Annotated in this window: 13 protein-coding genes; 7 read left to right on the top strand and 6 right to left on the bottom strand. The window is 68.1% G+C overall.

Annotation, left to right across the window (positions count from 1 at the left end; translation table 11 throughout):
* Positions 1-286 precede the first annotated feature (286 nt).
* Positions 287-460, bottom strand: coding sequence for a hypothetical protein (locus AC0IY1_RS05560; RefSeq protein ID WP_181017273.1), 174 nt, complete (start codon positions 458-460; stop codon positions 287-289).
* Between the two features lie 188 nt (positions 461-648).
* On the opposite strand from AC0IY1_RS05560, the gene AC0IY1_RS05555 reads away from it, so the two are divergent.
* Both AC0IY1_RS05555 and AC0IY1_RS05550 read left to right on the top strand, forming a co-directional pair.
* The gene (locus AC0IY1_RS05555; protein WP_471768666.1) at positions 649-1,896 is read left to right on the top strand and encodes an efflux RND transporter periplasmic adaptor subunit; all 1,248 of its coding nucleotides are present in this window, start codon (positions 649-651) and stop codon (positions 1,894-1,896) included.
* Between the two features lie 12 nt (positions 1,897-1,908).
* Positions 1,909-5,052 carry an efflux RND transporter permease subunit gene (locus AC0IY1_RS05550; RefSeq protein WP_471768281.1) on the top strand — a complete coding sequence of 1,048 codons (3,144 nt, stop codon included), beginning with the start codon at positions 1,909-1,911 and terminating at the stop codon, positions 5,050-5,052.
* Between the two features lie 84 nt (positions 5,053-5,136).
* Here the strand turns inward: AC0IY1_RS05550 and AC0IY1_RS05545 are convergent, their stop codons facing one another.
* The 4 genes from AC0IY1_RS05545 to AC0IY1_RS05530 all read right to left on the bottom strand — a co-directional run bounded on the left by AC0IY1_RS05545 (position 5,137) and on the right by AC0IY1_RS05530 (position 8,091).
* The gene (locus AC0IY1_RS05545) at positions 5,137-5,331 is read right to left on the bottom strand and encodes a hypothetical protein (protein WP_103709087.1); all 195 of its coding nucleotides are present in this window, start codon (positions 5,329-5,331) and stop codon (positions 5,137-5,139) included.
* A 132-nt stretch (positions 5,332-5,463) separates the two neighbouring features.
* Entirely contained in the window at positions 5,464-6,855 is a 1,392-nt protein-coding gene (locus AC0IY1_RS05540) for an ATP-binding protein (RefSeq protein ID WP_055952716.1), read from the bottom strand.
* 4 nt (positions 6,856-6,859) lie between these two features.
* A complete protein-coding gene (locus AC0IY1_RS05535; protein ID WP_055952719.1) occupies positions 6,860-7,582 on the bottom strand; it encodes a response regulator in 723 nt (240 codons plus the stop codon).
* On the bottom strand, positions 7,582-8,091 hold the full coding sequence (locus AC0IY1_RS05530) for a MarR family winged helix-turn-helix transcriptional regulator (protein ID WP_103709085.1): 510 nt from the start codon (positions 8,089-8,091) through the stop codon (positions 7,582-7,584). The genes AC0IY1_RS05535 and AC0IY1_RS05530 overlap by 1 nt, the downstream gene beginning before the upstream one ends.
* A 293-nt stretch (positions 8,092-8,384) precedes the next feature.
* Between AC0IY1_RS05530 and AC0IY1_RS05525 the strand changes: the two genes are divergently transcribed.
* The 3 genes from AC0IY1_RS05525 to AC0IY1_RS05515 all read left to right on the top strand — a co-directional run bounded on the left by AC0IY1_RS05525 (position 8,385) and on the right by AC0IY1_RS05515 (position 10,897).
* A complete protein-coding gene (locus AC0IY1_RS05525; protein WP_055952726.1) occupies positions 8,385-8,675 on the top strand; it encodes a DUF3072 domain-containing protein in 291 nt (96 codons plus the stop codon).
* A 197-nt stretch (positions 8,676-8,872) separates the two neighbouring features.
* Positions 8,873-9,106 (top strand): Flp family type IVb pilin, encoded by a 234-nt coding sequence (locus AC0IY1_RS05520; RefSeq protein WP_471768279.1) that lies wholly within the window; start codon positions 8,873-8,875, stop codon positions 9,104-9,106.
* An 861-nt stretch (positions 9,107-9,967) separates the two neighbouring features.
* Positions 9,968-10,897 carry a Hint domain-containing protein gene (locus AC0IY1_RS05515; protein ID WP_471768276.1) on the top strand — a complete coding sequence of 310 codons (930 nt, stop codon included), beginning with the start codon at positions 9,968-9,970 and terminating at the stop codon, positions 10,895-10,897.
* Between the two features lie 327 nt (positions 10,898-11,224).
* On the opposite strand, the gene exbB is transcribed toward AC0IY1_RS05515, so the two are convergent.
* On the bottom strand, positions 11,225-12,211 hold the full coding sequence (gene exbB / locus AC0IY1_RS05510; RefSeq protein WP_471768273.1) for a tonB-system energizer ExbB: 987 nt from the start codon (positions 12,209-12,211) through the stop codon (positions 11,225-11,227).
* 628 nt (positions 12,212-12,839) lie between these two features.
* Between exbB and AC0IY1_RS05505 the strand changes: the two genes are divergently transcribed.
* Positions 12,840-14,297: a helix-turn-helix transcriptional regulator gene (locus tag AC0IY1_RS05505; RefSeq protein ID WP_471768271.1), complete on the top strand. Its 1,458-nt coding sequence runs from the start codon at positions 12,840-12,842 to the stop codon at positions 14,295-14,297.
* A gap of 279 nt (positions 14,298-14,576) precedes the next feature.
* The coding region (locus AC0IY1_RS05500; protein ID WP_471768269.1) for a CsbD family protein at positions 14,577-14,852 on the top strand (276 nt) is incomplete at its 3' end.

The following is a 14,852-nucleotide window of genomic DNA, read 5'->3' as shown; positions in this document are numbered from 1 at the left end:
GGGGTGTCGTCTCGACCCTGCCGCCGAGCGACGCGCCCTCCGAACGGTTCACCCGGGGCCTGCGGCCCCCAGGATTGCCAAGCCGAGCCCGTGCCGTGCCGATCGCCGCGCGCCGGAAGCCGCGACCGGTGCAGCCGGTCGGCATCCGAAGTTAGCCGACCTCCCATGGGTGACGACGCTTCACCGCGCAGTCCGGAGAACGCGCCAACAAAAAACCCACCTGTCCGGTCGGACGGGTGGGTTCTTTGCTTTTTCCGACCCCTCCGCGGAGGGGCATAGGCAAGCTCTAGACGATCGGACGGGCCACCGGGTGGGCCGCGCGGATCTCCTCGGGAAGAGCCTGGAAGTCGATGTAGCCGGCCTCGCGCGCCATTGCATCGAGGGCGGAGACTTCATCGAGCGCGCTGCCAGTCCAAAGGACGGCGCCGTTCGACTGCTGACGGACCTCGAAAATGCTCATGGTTCGTTAACCCTCAACCGGGAAAGGTCTATAGTTGCTCCAACGTGACGACCGGCAAAAAGTTGCAACGTCTCGGACCCACTGGGGGCGATTTGACCGCGACTGCCACGTCGCCGCGGAGGTGCGCCATGAAATCGCCGGTCTCGCTCCGCATGGGCATGCTTTCCGTCCTCGTCGAGCGCCCTGTCATGCGACCCCCTCGGCCTGCGCCGTCCGGACAACGGTTCCGTTTCGCCCTCGCGGTGCTGGCCGGCGCCGCCGCGCTCGGCCCGGTCGCGCGCGCGGCGGAGCCGGCGGCGGTTCCGGATCCGGCCGCCCTGGCACCGGCCGTGACGGTGGCCTCGGCAGTCGCTCGCGAAGTCGTGGAATTCGCCGTGGTGACCGGCACACTCGTCCCCCGCGACGAGATCCTGGTCGCGCCCGAGATCGAGGGCCTGCGCATCACCGAGCTTCTCGTGGAGGAGGGGGCCCAGGTTACGCGCGGCCAGCCCCTGGCGCGGCTCTCCCTCGAGATGATCCTGACCCAGGAAGCGGCCAACGCCGCCACCATCGCCAAGGCGCAGGCGGCCATCATCCAGGCCCGAAGCCAGATCGTGCAGGCCGAGGCGGCCCAGGTCGAGGCGAACCTTGCCCTCGAGCGCACCCGCAGCCTGATCCGCACGGGCAACGCCACGGCCGTGATCCTGGAGCAGCGCGTCTCCGCCGCTCAGGGCAACGAGGGCCGGCTCGCGGCCGCGCGCGGCGGATTGCAGCTCGCCGAGGCCGATCTCGCCACCGCGCGGGCTCAGGGCGCGGAAATCGCGTTGCGGCGCGCCCGAACCGAGATCCGTGCTCCCGAAGCCGGGATCGTCAGCCGGCGGACCGCCCGCGTGGGCGCCACCGCGACCGCAATCGGCGAGCCGATGTTCCGCATGATCGCCCGCGGCGAGATCGAACTCGAGGGTGAGGTGCCGGAAGTCTGGATGCCGCGACTGCACGTCGGCGATCCGGCCCGCCTGGAGTGGGACGAAGGACGGACCCTGAAGGGACGGGTGCGGCGCATCGATCCGGAGATCGACCGCACGACGCGCCTCGGGCGCATCCGCATCGGCCTCGACCCCGATCCGGGCCTGCGCATCGGCGCCTTCGCCCGCGGCAAGGTCGAAGTCGCACGCCGCACCGGCGTCGCCGTGCCCCTGTCCGCGGTGCTCTACGGCGCCGATGGCGGCGCGAGCGTCTTCATCGTCGCCGGCGACCGCGTCGAGGCTCGCCGGATCGTACCCGGCCTCGCCGCCGACGGCGTCCTGGAGGTGCGTGCCGGCGTCAAGGCGGACGAGGTGGTGGTGGCCCGTGCCAGCAGCTTCCTGCGCGACGGCGATCGCGTCCGACCCGTGGTTCCGCCCATCAAGGCGGCCGATGCCGCGACGCCTTCAGCGGCCGATGCCGCCCCCCGCTGATCGGACGATCCCATGCGCCTGAACATCTCGGCCTGGGCGATCCGGAAGCCGATCCCCTCCCTCGTCCTCTTCCTGGTGCTGGTGGTCCTCGGACTGGTCAGCTTCCGCGCGCTGCCGATCACGCGTTTTCCGAACATCGACATCCCCATCGTCTCCGTCCAGGTCCTGCAATCCGGGGCCGCGCCCTCGGAGTTGCAGACCCAGGTGACCAAGGTCGTCGAGGATGCGGTGGCGGGGGTGAAGGGCGTCAAGCACGTCATCTCGACGATCTCCGAAGGCGTCTCCAGCACCACGATCGAGTTCCGCCTGGAGGTGAACAGCGACCGGGCGGTCAACGACGTCAAGGATGCCATCTCGAAGGTCCGGGTGAACCTGCCCCGCACCATCGAGGAACCGATCATCAACCGCGTCGAGATCGCGGGCCTGCCGATCATGATCTACGGCGCCTCGGCGCCCGCGATGACGCCGGAGGACCTGTCCTGGCTCATCGACGACGTCATTGCCCGGCAGGTGCAGAGCGTGAAGGGCGTCGGGGGGGTCGAGCGCCTCGGCGGCGTCGCCCGCGAGGTTCGCGTGACCCTGAAGCCCGACCGCCTGCTGGCACTCGGGATCACGGCCGCCGACGTGAACCGGCAGCTGCGCCTGACCGCCGCCGACATGGCGGGCGGACGCGGCGAGCTCGGCGGGCAGGAGCAATCCATCCGGACCCTGGCCGGGGCGGCGAGCCTCGACACCCTGGCAGAGACCTCGATCGTCGTGCCGGGCGGGAGAAAGGTCCGCCTCGACGAGCTCGCCACGCTGGTGGACGGCTCGGAGGAGCCGCGCACCTTCGCGCGCTTCAACGGCGAACCCGTGGTGGCCTTCGCGATCTCGCGCTCCACGGGTGCCAGCGACGCGGAGGTCGCCGTCGGCGTCGCCAAGCGCATCGCGGAACTCGGCGCCCGCCATCCCGGCGTCCGCTTCGACCTCATCGACACCTCGGTCACCAACACGGTGGGCAACTACCACTCGGCGATGCTGAGCCTGGTCGAGGGCGCGACCCTGGCGGTAATCGTGGTCTTCCTGTTCCTGCGCGACTGGCGTGCGACGCTGATCGCCTCGATCGCCCTGCCGCTCTCGGTGCTGCCGACCTTCTGGGTGATGAGCAGCCTCGGCTTCTCCCTGAACGCCGTCAGCCTGCTGGCGATCACGCTGGTCACCGGCATCCTCGTCGACGATGCCATCGTGGAGATCGAGAACATCGTCCGGCACATGCGCATGGGGAAATCCCCCTACCGCGCCGCCCTGGAGGCCGCCGACGAGATCGGCCTCGCCGTCATCGCCATCACGGCGACGATCATGGCGATCTTCGCCCCCGTCTCCTTCATGAGCGGCATCGCCGGGCAGTACTTCAAGCAGTTCGGTCTCACCATCGCGGCGGCGGTGTTCATGTCGCTCCTGGTGGCGCGCCTGATCACGCCCCTGCTCGCGGCCTATTTCCTGCGCGATCACGGGCCCGATCACACCCGCGAGGGCCCTGTGATGCGGGGCTACACCCGCGTGGTCGCCTGGTCGGTGCGCCACAAGTTCATCACCCTGGTGCTCGGGCTCGTCTGCTTCGCCGGGTCGATCCTGTCCACGGGCCTGCTGCCGGCGGGCTTTCTCCCCGCGGAGGACGCCGCCCGCACGATCTTCGTGGTCGAATTGCCGCCGGGGGCCCGCCTCGCCGACACGACGCAGGTGACGGACGCTCTGGTGGAGCGCATCCGCGCCCTCCCGGAGGTGCGCAGCGTCTTCGTCGACGGCGGCCGCCAGCTGCCCGCGAAGAAGGAGGTCCGGCTCGCGACCTTCACCATCAATCTGACGCCGAAGAACACCCGCCATCGCAGCCAGAAGCAGGTGGACATCGCCATCCGGGCCCTCCTGCACGACGTGCCCGACATCCGCTTCTGGGCCCTGCGCGAAGGCGGCCAGCGCGACGTGACGCTGATCGTGTCCGGCCCCGACAAGACCGTGGTGGCGGAGACCGCGGCCAAGCTCCAGCGCGAAGCCGCGGGCGTGCCGCACCTCGTCAACGTGCTCTCGACGGCCCCCCTGGACCGCACCGAGATCCGCATCCGCCCGAAGGCCGGGGTCGCGGCCGATCTCGGTGTCACGACCGACCTCATCGCCGAGACCGTCCGGGTCGGTACGATCGGCGACATCGGGGCGAATCTGGCCAAGTTCAACACCATCGATCGACAGGTGCCGATCCGGGTGCAGCTGCCCGAGCGCCTGCGCGGCGACCTCTCGCAGATCGAGACCCTCAAGGTTCCGGTCAAGGGCGGCGCGGCGGTGCCGCTCTCCACGGTGGCCGATCTCACCCTCGGCCGCGGCCCGACCGCCATCGACCGCTACGACCGGGCCATCCGCGTCGCCCTGGAGGCCGACATGGAGGGCTCGGACGCGCTGGGTGCCCTGATCAGCGCCGTCCTCGCCCTGCCCACCGCCAAGGACCTTCCGCCCGGGGTCACCATCCGCCAGACGGGCGACGCCGAGGTGATGGGGGAGGTCTTCGAGGGCTTCGCCCTCGCCATGGGTGCCGGCCTGATGATGGTGTTCGGCGTGCTGGTGCTGCTGTTCGGGAATTTCCTGCAGCCGCTGACCATCCTGTTCTCGCTGCCGCTCTCCATCGGCGGCGCGATCCTCGGCCTCCTGATCTTCAACAAGCCGATCTCGATGCCGGTGGTGATCGGCATCCTGATGCTGATGGGCGTGGTGACCAAGAACGCCATCATGCTGGTGGATTTCGCGGTGGAGGAGATGGCCCGCGGCGTCGACCGGGTCACCGCCATCGTGGATGCGGGCCGCAAGCGCGCCCGCCCCATCGTGATGACCACCATCGCCATGGCGGCCGGCATGGTGCCCTCCGCCATGGCGCTCGGCATCGGCGGCGAGTTCCGCGCGCCCATGGCCATCGCGGTGATCGGCGGCCTGATCGTCTCCACCGGCCTGTCGCTGGTCTTCGTGCCGGCGATCTTCGTCCTGGTCGACGACCTGTCGCGCCTCTTCGTGCGGGTCTTCGGTCGCTTCGTCGGACGCGTGGACGAGCCGACGGAGGGGGCGTTCGCGCTGCCGCCGACCCATTCGGCCAACGACGCGAAGCCGATCCTGCCCCCGCGCATCGCCGCCGAGTAGTCCGGCGGCGGGGGTGCGAAACGAAAAGGCCCGGACCTTTCAGTCCGGGCCTTTTCGTCAGCGCTCTCGCACTCGCGGGGAAGCTCAGCCCTCGCTGCGGGCGGCCAGGCGGCTCGCGGCGAAGCAGAGCCCGCCGGCGACGATGAAGAGCACCGCGAAGGTCTTGACGGTGGCGTAGAACAGCGTCGGCTCGATGCCCGCATCCGTGTAGAGCACGGCGCAGATGGCGGTGATCGGCAGCAGCAGCAGGATCAGGAGGGGGGTCAGCGGGCTGTTCATGGGCGGGTCTCTCAACCTCTGTCGGACCCGGCTCACCGGTCCCTGTGGCGTTTGCTGCGCTCCTCATAGCATCGCCCCGCACCCGGCGCCAAGCTGGATCGGCTACGCTTTGCTGCGGTCGATGAGCCCGGATCAGGCGGGGATCCGCACCGTGGCGCGCAGACCCCCGAGCGGGCTGTCGTGCAGGCTGACATCGCCACCATGGGCGCGGGCGATGTCGCGGGCGATGGAGAGCCCGAGGCCGGACCCGCCCGCATCCTGGCGCGCATCGTCGAGGCGTACGAAGGGCTTGAACACCTCCTCGCGCTGGTCGAGCGGGATGCCCGGGCCGTCGTCGTCGATGGAGACCAGGAAGGCCCTGGCCTCGCGCCGGCCCGTGATCGCGACGGTCTCGCCGTAGCGGGCCGCATTCGCCGCGAGGTTGAAGAGGCAGCGCCGCATGGCGTCGGGCCGCAGGGTCAGCTGCGGACGGTCCTCGAGCTCCACCGCCTCCACGTGCGCCCCGAGGCGCTCGACGTCGGTGCGCAGGTCCTCCAGGAGCGCGCGCATGTCGGTGGGCACCGCCACCTCGCCCGAATCACCGCGGGCGAAGGCGAGGTAGGCCTCCAGCATCCGGCTCATCTCGTCGACGTCGCGCTGCAGGTCCTCGACCTCGGGCGTCTGCTCGACCAGGGCGAGGGAGAGCTTGAATCGCGTGATGATGGTGCGCAGGTCGTGGCTGACCCCGTTGAGCATCGTCGTGCGCTGCTCCATCGCCCGCTCGATGCGCCGCTTCATCTCGATGAAGGCATGGCCGGCCTGGCGCACCTCGCGAGCCCCGCGGGGCCGGAACTCGATCTCTCGGCCCTTGCCGAAGCTCTCGGCCACGGCGGCCAGCCGCAGGATCGGCTTGATCTGGTTGCGCAGGAACAGGATCGCGACGCCGAGCAGCACCAGGGACGAGCCGCTCATCCAGAGCAGGAAGATGTGCGAGTTCGAGGCGTAGGCCATGCTGCGCCGCGCGGTGACGCGCATGACGCCATCGGGAATCGCGACCCGGATCTCGATCAGGCTGGAGCGGCCGACGGTGTCGATCCAATAGGGCCGGCGGATCTGGCGTCGGATCTCCTCGGACAGGGCCTCGTCCAGGATCGAGAAGAACGGCCGCGGACCGGCCGGGGGGAGCTTGGCCCCCTTCAGGATGTCGACGTCGAGGTTGAGCCGGTCGTTGGCGATCCGGGTCAGGGTCTCGGAATCCTTGTCCTGCGGGTAGCTCTCGTAGATGTCGATCAGCGCGGCGACGTCGGCGGTGACGGCGGAGGACAGGCGGCGCGTCACGAGCTGCCAGTGGCGCTCCATGAAGGTGTAGGCGATCACCGACTGGAGCAGCACCACCGGCGCGATGATGATGATCAGCGATCGCGCATAGAGGCCCTTCGGCAGGACGTCGCCGATGGCGCGGCTGACGATCCGCCACATCCGCCCGGGCCGGGGCAGGGCGGCGAGGCGGGTCGCCGTGCGCTGGAGGAGGCCGGTGGCGGCCATGGGCTCAATCGACCGCGAGGCGGTAACCGACGCCCCGCACCGTCTGCAGGAACAGGGGATTGGCCGGATCGACCTCGGTCTTGCGGCGCAGGCGGTTGATCTGCACGTCGATGCTGCGCTCGGCGGCGAGGCCGCCGCTCCCGGCCAGGGCCTCGCGCTCCACGTTGCCGCCGGCGGCCTGGGCCAGGATGGTGAGAATCTCGCGCTCGCGCTCGGTGATCCGGATCAGCTCGTCCTCGCGGCGCAATTCACCCCGGTCGATCCGGTAGGCGAAGGGGCCGAAGGTCACGGTGTCGTGGCTCTGGGCGCGCCCGCCGGCCTCGTCGCGGCGCTTGATGATGTTCGACAGGCGCAGGATCAGCTCGCGCGGCTCGAAGGGCTTCGGCAGGTAGTCGTCGGCGCCGATCTCCAGGCCCATGACCCGGTCGTTGGGGTTCGAGCGGGCGGTCAGCATCAGGATCGGCACGCGCGAGCTCTGGCGGACCTCGCGGGCATAATCGAAGCCGCTCTCGCCCGGCATCATCACGTCGAGCACGAGGGCATCGAAGACGAAGCACTGCGCCTTGGTGCGGGCCTCCGGCACGTTTCCGGCGGCGGTGACGCGAAAGCCCTGCTCGTAGAGGAAGCGGGACAACAGCTCCCGCACCCGCCGATCGTCATCGACCACCAGGATGTGCGGCGCGTGATCGGGAAGCTCGGCGGTCGGGCGCGTCCCGGGCGTGGCCATCAGGCGGCCTTCCGGGCGCGCCGGGACATCAGGCGCTGCACGGCCGCGCGCGCATCCGGCTCGATCATGCCGAAGAGAAAGCTCTCGGCGGAGAGGGGAGCCTCGCCGCCGCGCTCCGACGCCGCGAGAGCGCGGGCCACCCTCCGGCTCTGGACCCGCATGAGGTCGCCGGCGAGGTCCGCCCCGGCCGCGGTGCAGAACAACAGCCGCTGGCGCCGGTCGCTGGTGCCGGTCTTCTGCGCAATGTAGCCCTGCTCGATCAAATCTTTCAGCACCCGGTTGAGGCTCTGCTTGGTGATGCGCAGGATATCCAGGAGTTCGGCGATCGTGAGACCCGGATAGCGGTCGACGAAGTGCAGCACCCGGTGGTGGGCCCGGCCGAACCCGTACTGGGCCAGGATACGGTCGGGGTCCCCGACGAAATCCCGGTAGGCGAAGAACAGGAGCTCGATGAGGTCATCGCCGGAGCCGGAGGACGGCCGCGGCGCCTCGGCGTCGGCATCTCGCATCGCGTGGGCAGTCACGTCTCGGGAGACCTCGATTTACGTCAGCGATGTTGACATGTTCCAGCCCCGACGCGACCCGTCAAGCCTGCGACTTCGCTGACGGGTGACGGCATCGCGAGCCCTGTTTCCCGCCCGACTCGGGCGATCACCGGGATCGCCTTCGCCTTCGTCTCCAGGCCGCGCCGACCCTTGAGACATTTGACCACGGGATGACCGGCTTTTGCCGGCGCAGGCACAGGAACCGGCTCCCAGGCTCCGCGTTCACTAGAACATTTCGTGAACCAAAGGATCCCAACATGGCTGGTACCCAGGCGAGCAAGTCCCAGACCTCCAAGTCGGAGACTTCCAAGTCCCAAACCTCCAAGGCGGACGAGAACCCCAAGACCGATCCGAAGGACGTCTCGAACCAGATCAAGGATCCGAGCGAATGGACCACCGGCGGCGAGCCGATGACCGGCGCGCAGGCTTCCTACCTCAAGACCTTGTCCGAAGAGGCGAAGGATCCCGAGGCGTTCGATCCCGAGCTCGATAAGGCCGAGGCATCCCAGCGGATCGACGCCCTGCGCAAGGAATCAGGCAAGGCCTGACCGCCGCGTCGGAAGCCGCCAAGGTAGTCTGGCGGCTTCCAAGAATTGGAACGAAGGGAACCGTCGGGCCGGGGTCTGCTACGCCCAGCCTGACGGTTTCGACGTGCCTTGGACTTCGACGATCCGTTTAAGTCCTCCGCAAGGAAACTCGCGTAGCGTTCCCGACGATCGACGTCCGCGAAAGATATCCTGGGGCCATGACCGAACTGGATCTCGAACATGCCAGGGGTCGGCAGAAATTTCCGGCGCGGCACGATCTTCAGATCCTGATCCGCCGCTTCTGCAAGGATACGTCCGGCTCAACGGCCCTCGAATACGGCTTGATCATGGCCCTGGTCTTCCTGGCGATCGTGACCGCGATGCGGTTCTTCGCCGATCAGACGAATGCCATGTACAATTACATCGGTGCCGCCCTGACCCGGTCATCCTGAGATCGGATCTGCGAGCAGACCGCGCATCTGAGGAACCATCCAGCGGATTCGACTTAGTCCGTCGTAAGTCGGACGGGCGAGCCCTTCGCGCGCCAAGCGACCCCAATCGCGGCCCCAAAGTCGGACGCAGGACCGGAACCCCACCGCTGTAAAAATCGCGGGCGCGAGCGCTCCACAGGTCAGGAGAGCGAACGCCGCCCGCGCTGCACGACCTTCGGGTGAGCAGCATGCCGTACCGGGCCCACTTTCCCGGGACCGCCATCGCGCCCTCTCCGTCATCGAACTGTGCCGACACGCCATGCGACGACCGGCGGCTCCGGTCGGTCCAGCCACCGGGTGACATCCGGGCACGCAGATTCTCTGTCCAACTCTCCGTCTCGAGTCTGGCCACGGACGAGCGCCGGTGCCTTGGCTCTGCCATCCGCAGCCGCGTTCCTGCCCTTGGTACAGCCGCGACCGAACCACTCCGTGGCCGCGAACCCGTTCACGGAAAAAAGTTCCGCGACCGCGTGTGAAGTTTCGCATGCTGTCCCACAGACTCGTCGAAAGCAGCGGACTTCAAGAAAACAAACTTTCCGCCGGTTACCGCCTCCGGCCTCAGCCTTGCTCGTTCTGCGAGTTTCTAGATTTCGCGATAGTCAGAACAGATATTTTTCTTCAGGCTTACAATCTTATATTAAAATGAATATCAAATTTGTGATGTCACAACGTTAAGTCAAACGCTGCAAGATATACAGACGCCGCCACAGTCCAAGTCCTACATGGAGCCTGAAAATGTCCTCTGGTCCCACTCCGTCGATTACCTACAAAAGCTTCGTCGAGCTGCGGCCTTCTCCGGACGGATTTTTGGTCGGCAACGTCATGTCCGATCCGCCGGGCTACACGCTGAAGGAAACCGCCAGCACAGGAGCAGGCGACAATCTCGGGGTGTTCGGCGATACGCCGAATGAACCCATCTCCGTGACGTCGCCCGACGGGTCACCCTTCGGATCAGGCCTCGCCTACTATGGCAAGACCGACACCAATGGCAGCGTCGTGCGCTTTCCCACGACGGGCGACAAAGCCGGCAGCTACGTCTACATCCTCTTCACCGACCAAAACTACCAGTACAACGATGTCGTCCCGAACGCGTCTGTGAGCCAGACGGCCCTCGTCCTCTGCTTCGGTTCGGGCACGCACATCCTGACGACGCGGGGCGAAGTCACCGTCGAGGACCTGCGGGTCGGCGACCGCGCCATCACCGCCTCCGGCCAGCACCGTACCATTACCTGGACCGGCCATCGCCACCTCGGAGCGGAGCGGCCGCTGCCCGCCGATCAGGCGCCCGTCCGCGTCCGGGCCGGTGCCTTCGGCCACGGCCTGCCCAAGCGCGACCTCCTCCTCTCCCCCGGGCATCCCGTTCTCGTCGGCGCCGATGCCGACGCCCAGGGCGGTGCACTCGTGCCGGTCATGCACCTGGTCAATGGAACCACCATCGCCCGCACCAGACTGGAGAGCGTCACCTACTGGCATGTCGAGCTCGACGCCCACGACATCCTCCTCGCCGAGGGCCTGCCCGCCGAGAGCTTCCTGGATTTCGGCTGCCGCCCCTTCTTCGAGGAAGCCTCGGATCACAGCCTGCACAATCCCGACTTCGTGCCGCCGGGGCTGGCGGCCCGCTGCCGACCCGTGGCGCTCGATGGGCCCCTCGTCGAGGCCGAGCGGGCCCGCCTCGCCGCGGTCTTCGCCCAAACCCTCACCGAGGACTGCGCCTGGGACGAGGACGCCCACCGCTTCGCTTCGGCGGTCTGACAGGCACCGCCGGGTCGTTCGCGATCCGGCCCCTTTCCCAAATGCAGAGCGAATCTCCGGCCTCTGCGCCCGACGAAAACGTCGGGATCTGTCCTTCTGCGTCAGCCGACATGGCGCGTCGGCCGCGCACAGGAGGGGCGACCCACCCTCATCGCCGTTGCGGTCGCGACCACGGCAAGTGCCCGGCGCGACGCGGACGAGACGGTCACGTCACCGGCGCATCGAGTGGACGACATCCCCCAACCGCAATCCCAGAAAGGTCCGCACCATGGCAGCGACGCAGACGTTTTCCCGCCTCTACTGGATCCCAACTTGACGGCCATGCGCCTACTCCGCGGCCAGGCGCAGATTGGACGGGCGGCCGTAGGTGACCGCCTCGCGCGTGTCGAGGTCACGCGACAGGTGGCACATGACCAGCGCGACGGCGTCGCCGACCAGGGCCCGATAGCCGGTGATGGAGCGCGTCAGCGCGTTGTAGATCACCACGGCGGGGATCGCCGCAACGAGGCCGATCCCGGTGGCAAGTAGCGCTTCGGCGATACCGGGCGCCACCACGGCGAGGGAGGTGGTGTTCGAGTTGGCGATGCCGATGAAGCTGCCCATGATGCCCCACACGGTGCCGAACAGGCCGACGAAGGGTCCGATCGAACCGACCGTCGCCAGAATTCCGGTTCCGGAGGCCATCCGCTTGCCGACCCTGGCCTCGATCCGGGTGAGTGCGATGGCGGCCCGCTCCTTGATGCCCTCGCTCGGGAGCCCCTGGGAGAGCACGACCTCACCCTCGACCTCGACCAGTAGAAGCGCTCCGACGCCGCGGCGAACCTGCTCGTTCGCCTCCGGCAGGTTGGTAACCGACCGCAACGCCGTGAGGCTCGACCGGATCTGCCGCTTGGCGAGGGCCAGGCTCAGCGTCTTCACCAGGAAGATGGCCCAGGTGACCACCGACGCCAGGAGAAGGGTGACCATCACCGCCTGCACCTCGACGTCCGCAGTGCGGAACATGCCTATGGGCGAAAAGTCGTGGGCGACCCCGGCCGCCTTGTTCGAGGTCGGCAGCTGCGCGCTCGTCGCGCCGGGCTCTGCCGCAACGGACGCGGGCGGGGACGCCGTGGGAACCGCGGGGGCGCCCGCCAGGCCCTCGGCGGGCGCGACGCCGGTCGACACAGCGGCCGCTGGTGACCCGACGTCCTGCGCCGCTGCCGTCGTAGCGATCGCGAGCGCCCCCATCAGGATCAGGCCTGTGATGGTCAGGGCGTTCCCATGCCGCGGACCGTTCGCCGAACCGGGTTCCTGAAAGGCCGTCGTCACCGTCATCGCGCTGAACCTTCGTTGCAGTCACCGTAGTGCTTCGAAGGCTCTGTGGGACGAGACGCTCGATCTGCCACGGCCCTCCCGCAATTTTCGGATTGCTGAAGGTTTCCCGTGGTCTTCCGCGGGAGCGCCGACGACCCGAGGCCCCCGGTGGAGCACGTCCCAGAGCGCGGTGACTTTATGGCGGGTGCGCGTCCCGGATCGCGGAAGAACCCTGGGGTATGGTCCGCGGGCTCCCTGGAGGCTGCAGCCCACCCTGTCGGGGAAAGTGCGGTTCGCGATCACGACGATTCGGTGGGGCCGGAACTCGACGACCGCCTATGCGCGGCCGATGGTGGTGATCCGGATTCAACGATCGCGATGGGGCATCCGCCGATTACGATCTTCCGGCGCCACATCTCGAGACCATCGCAGTTCTCGGTCCGCTACAGCCTCGCGTTCCGTTCGCGGTCCCTGACCGGCACCGTCCCGACCCGCTTCTCGAGTTGGATCGCGGCCACGCTCGCAGCAGATGATCGATCACGTTCACGTCAATGATCCGGATATACCAGACATTCGCCTTACCCAATCGGAACCGGCCTTCGCGCAGGCAGGTTACGGCCGGACTTGATCGGAGTGGATGGAAGTTCCGGTGACACTTGGCGTCGACAGGCATGAACTCCAGCAGATCGTTGCCGGACTGAGCGAAGGCGTGATCCTGGTCGAGCCCGACCAGACCATCGCCTACGCCAACGCGGCGGCGCTGGCCATGCACGGGGCCGAGAGCCTGGAGGAACTCGGCGGAACGGTCGATGCCTACCGTGAGCGCTTCGCGCTGCGTTACCGCAACAACCATGCGCCGAACCAGTATCCGATGGAGCGGGTCGTCTCCGGCGAGCGCTTCCACGACGTCATCGTCGAGGTCACGCGCACCGACCGTCCCGATGCCGACTACGTGCACTCGTTGCGCAGCTTGGTTGCGACCGATCGCGAGGGCCAGCCGAGTTGCCTCGCCCTCATCCTGAAGGACGTCTCCGACCAGTTCGAAGCCGAAGCGCGCTTCGAGGCCACCTTCAACGCCAATCCCGCACCCGCCGTGATCTGCCGGCTCGCCGACCTGCGCTTCGTCAAGGTCAACCTCGGCTTCCTGGAGATGACCGGGTACACCCGCGACGCCGTCATCGGCCGCAGCGTCTACGAGGTCGACGTGCTGGCCAACGCCCGCAACCGAGATCTGGCGATCTCCCGGCTCAACGAGGGCGGCACCATTCCGCAGATGGAGGCCTGCCTCGACCTGCCCGATGGCGGCACCCGCTTCGTCATCGTGGCCGGGCAACCGATGGAACTCGGCGACGAGCCCTGCATGCTCTTCACCTTCGCCGACCTCGAACTGCGCCGGAAGGCCGAGACTGCGCTGCGTCAGAGCGAGGAGCGCTTCGCCAAGGCGTTCCGCCTGACCCCTGTGCCGACCCTTCTGGCCCGCGCCGAGAGTCTGACGATCACCGGCGTGAACGAGGCCTTCACCCGCGTCTTCGGCTTCGGCCCAGAGACGGTCACCGGCCGCACGCCGGGCGACCTCGACCTCTGGGTCTCGGAGCCCCAGCGGGACCGGTTCGAGACAGCCCTGGCGCGCACCGGCTACGTCCTCGGCCTGGAGGTCTGTCTGCACCATGAGGATGGGAGCAGCCTCGATTGCCTGGTCTCGGCGGAGCGGGTCGAGATCGGCGCGGAGGTCTTCGTCCTCCTGGTTCTGCAGGACATCACCGAGCGCAAGCGAACCGAGCGCGAATTGTTCGAGGCGATCGAGGCCGTGATGGCCGACACCTCCTGGTTCAGCCGGGGACTGATCGAGAAGCTGGCTCATCTGCGCCAACCCGGTGCCGGCCATCAGGATGCGGTCTCACCCAACATGACGGTGCGCGAGCGCCAGATCCTGGACCTGATCTGTGCCGGGCTCTCGGACGAGGTCATCGCCAAACGGCTGAACCTGTCCAAGAACACGGTGCGCAACCACGCGGCGGCCCTCTATCGGAAGCTCGACGTGCACAAGCGGTCCGAGGCCATCGTCTGGGGGCGCAACAACGGATTCCCGACTGCATCGTCCGGGTAGAAAAACCCAATTTACTGGTATTTTCTGACTATTGATACGTCGGTGAGAAGGGCCATCTCCCCGATCAGGCAAGGGGGCTGAGGGCTCCACCGCCGAGACCTCAGCCCTCACCAATCCGCAGCGGATCGGCGACAGGTAGACCGGGCGCCCGGCCCGGGCTCGCGATGGGCCACCAGCGATCCGGTTCTGGGGCCAGGGAGATTGGCGGCGGCGTTCCCCGTCGCTCGCACCGACACACACCCACGCGTCACGAAGCGCGCACAACAAGGATCAATGATCATGGTCGACACGGATCGCATCACGGGGACCGCCAAGGAGCTCGGCGGCAAGGTTCAGGGCACGGTGGGCGACCTCACCGGCTCGAAGCGGGACGCGCTCGAGGGCCGTGCCCGCGAGGCGCAGGGCGCTGCGGAGAACCTGTACGGCCAGGCCAAGGACGGCGTGCGCGACGCCGCCGAGCACGTGGCCGACACCGCCCGCGAGATCGGCGGCAAGGTCCGCGACACCGTCGGCAACCTGATCGGGTCGGACGATGTCGAGGACCGGGCCCGCCGG

Source organism: Methylobacterium sp. AC690 (genome assembly GCF_979256535.1).
Note: the sequence above shows the minus strand (reverse complement) of the source record. Positions and strands in the feature narration are given on the sequence as shown.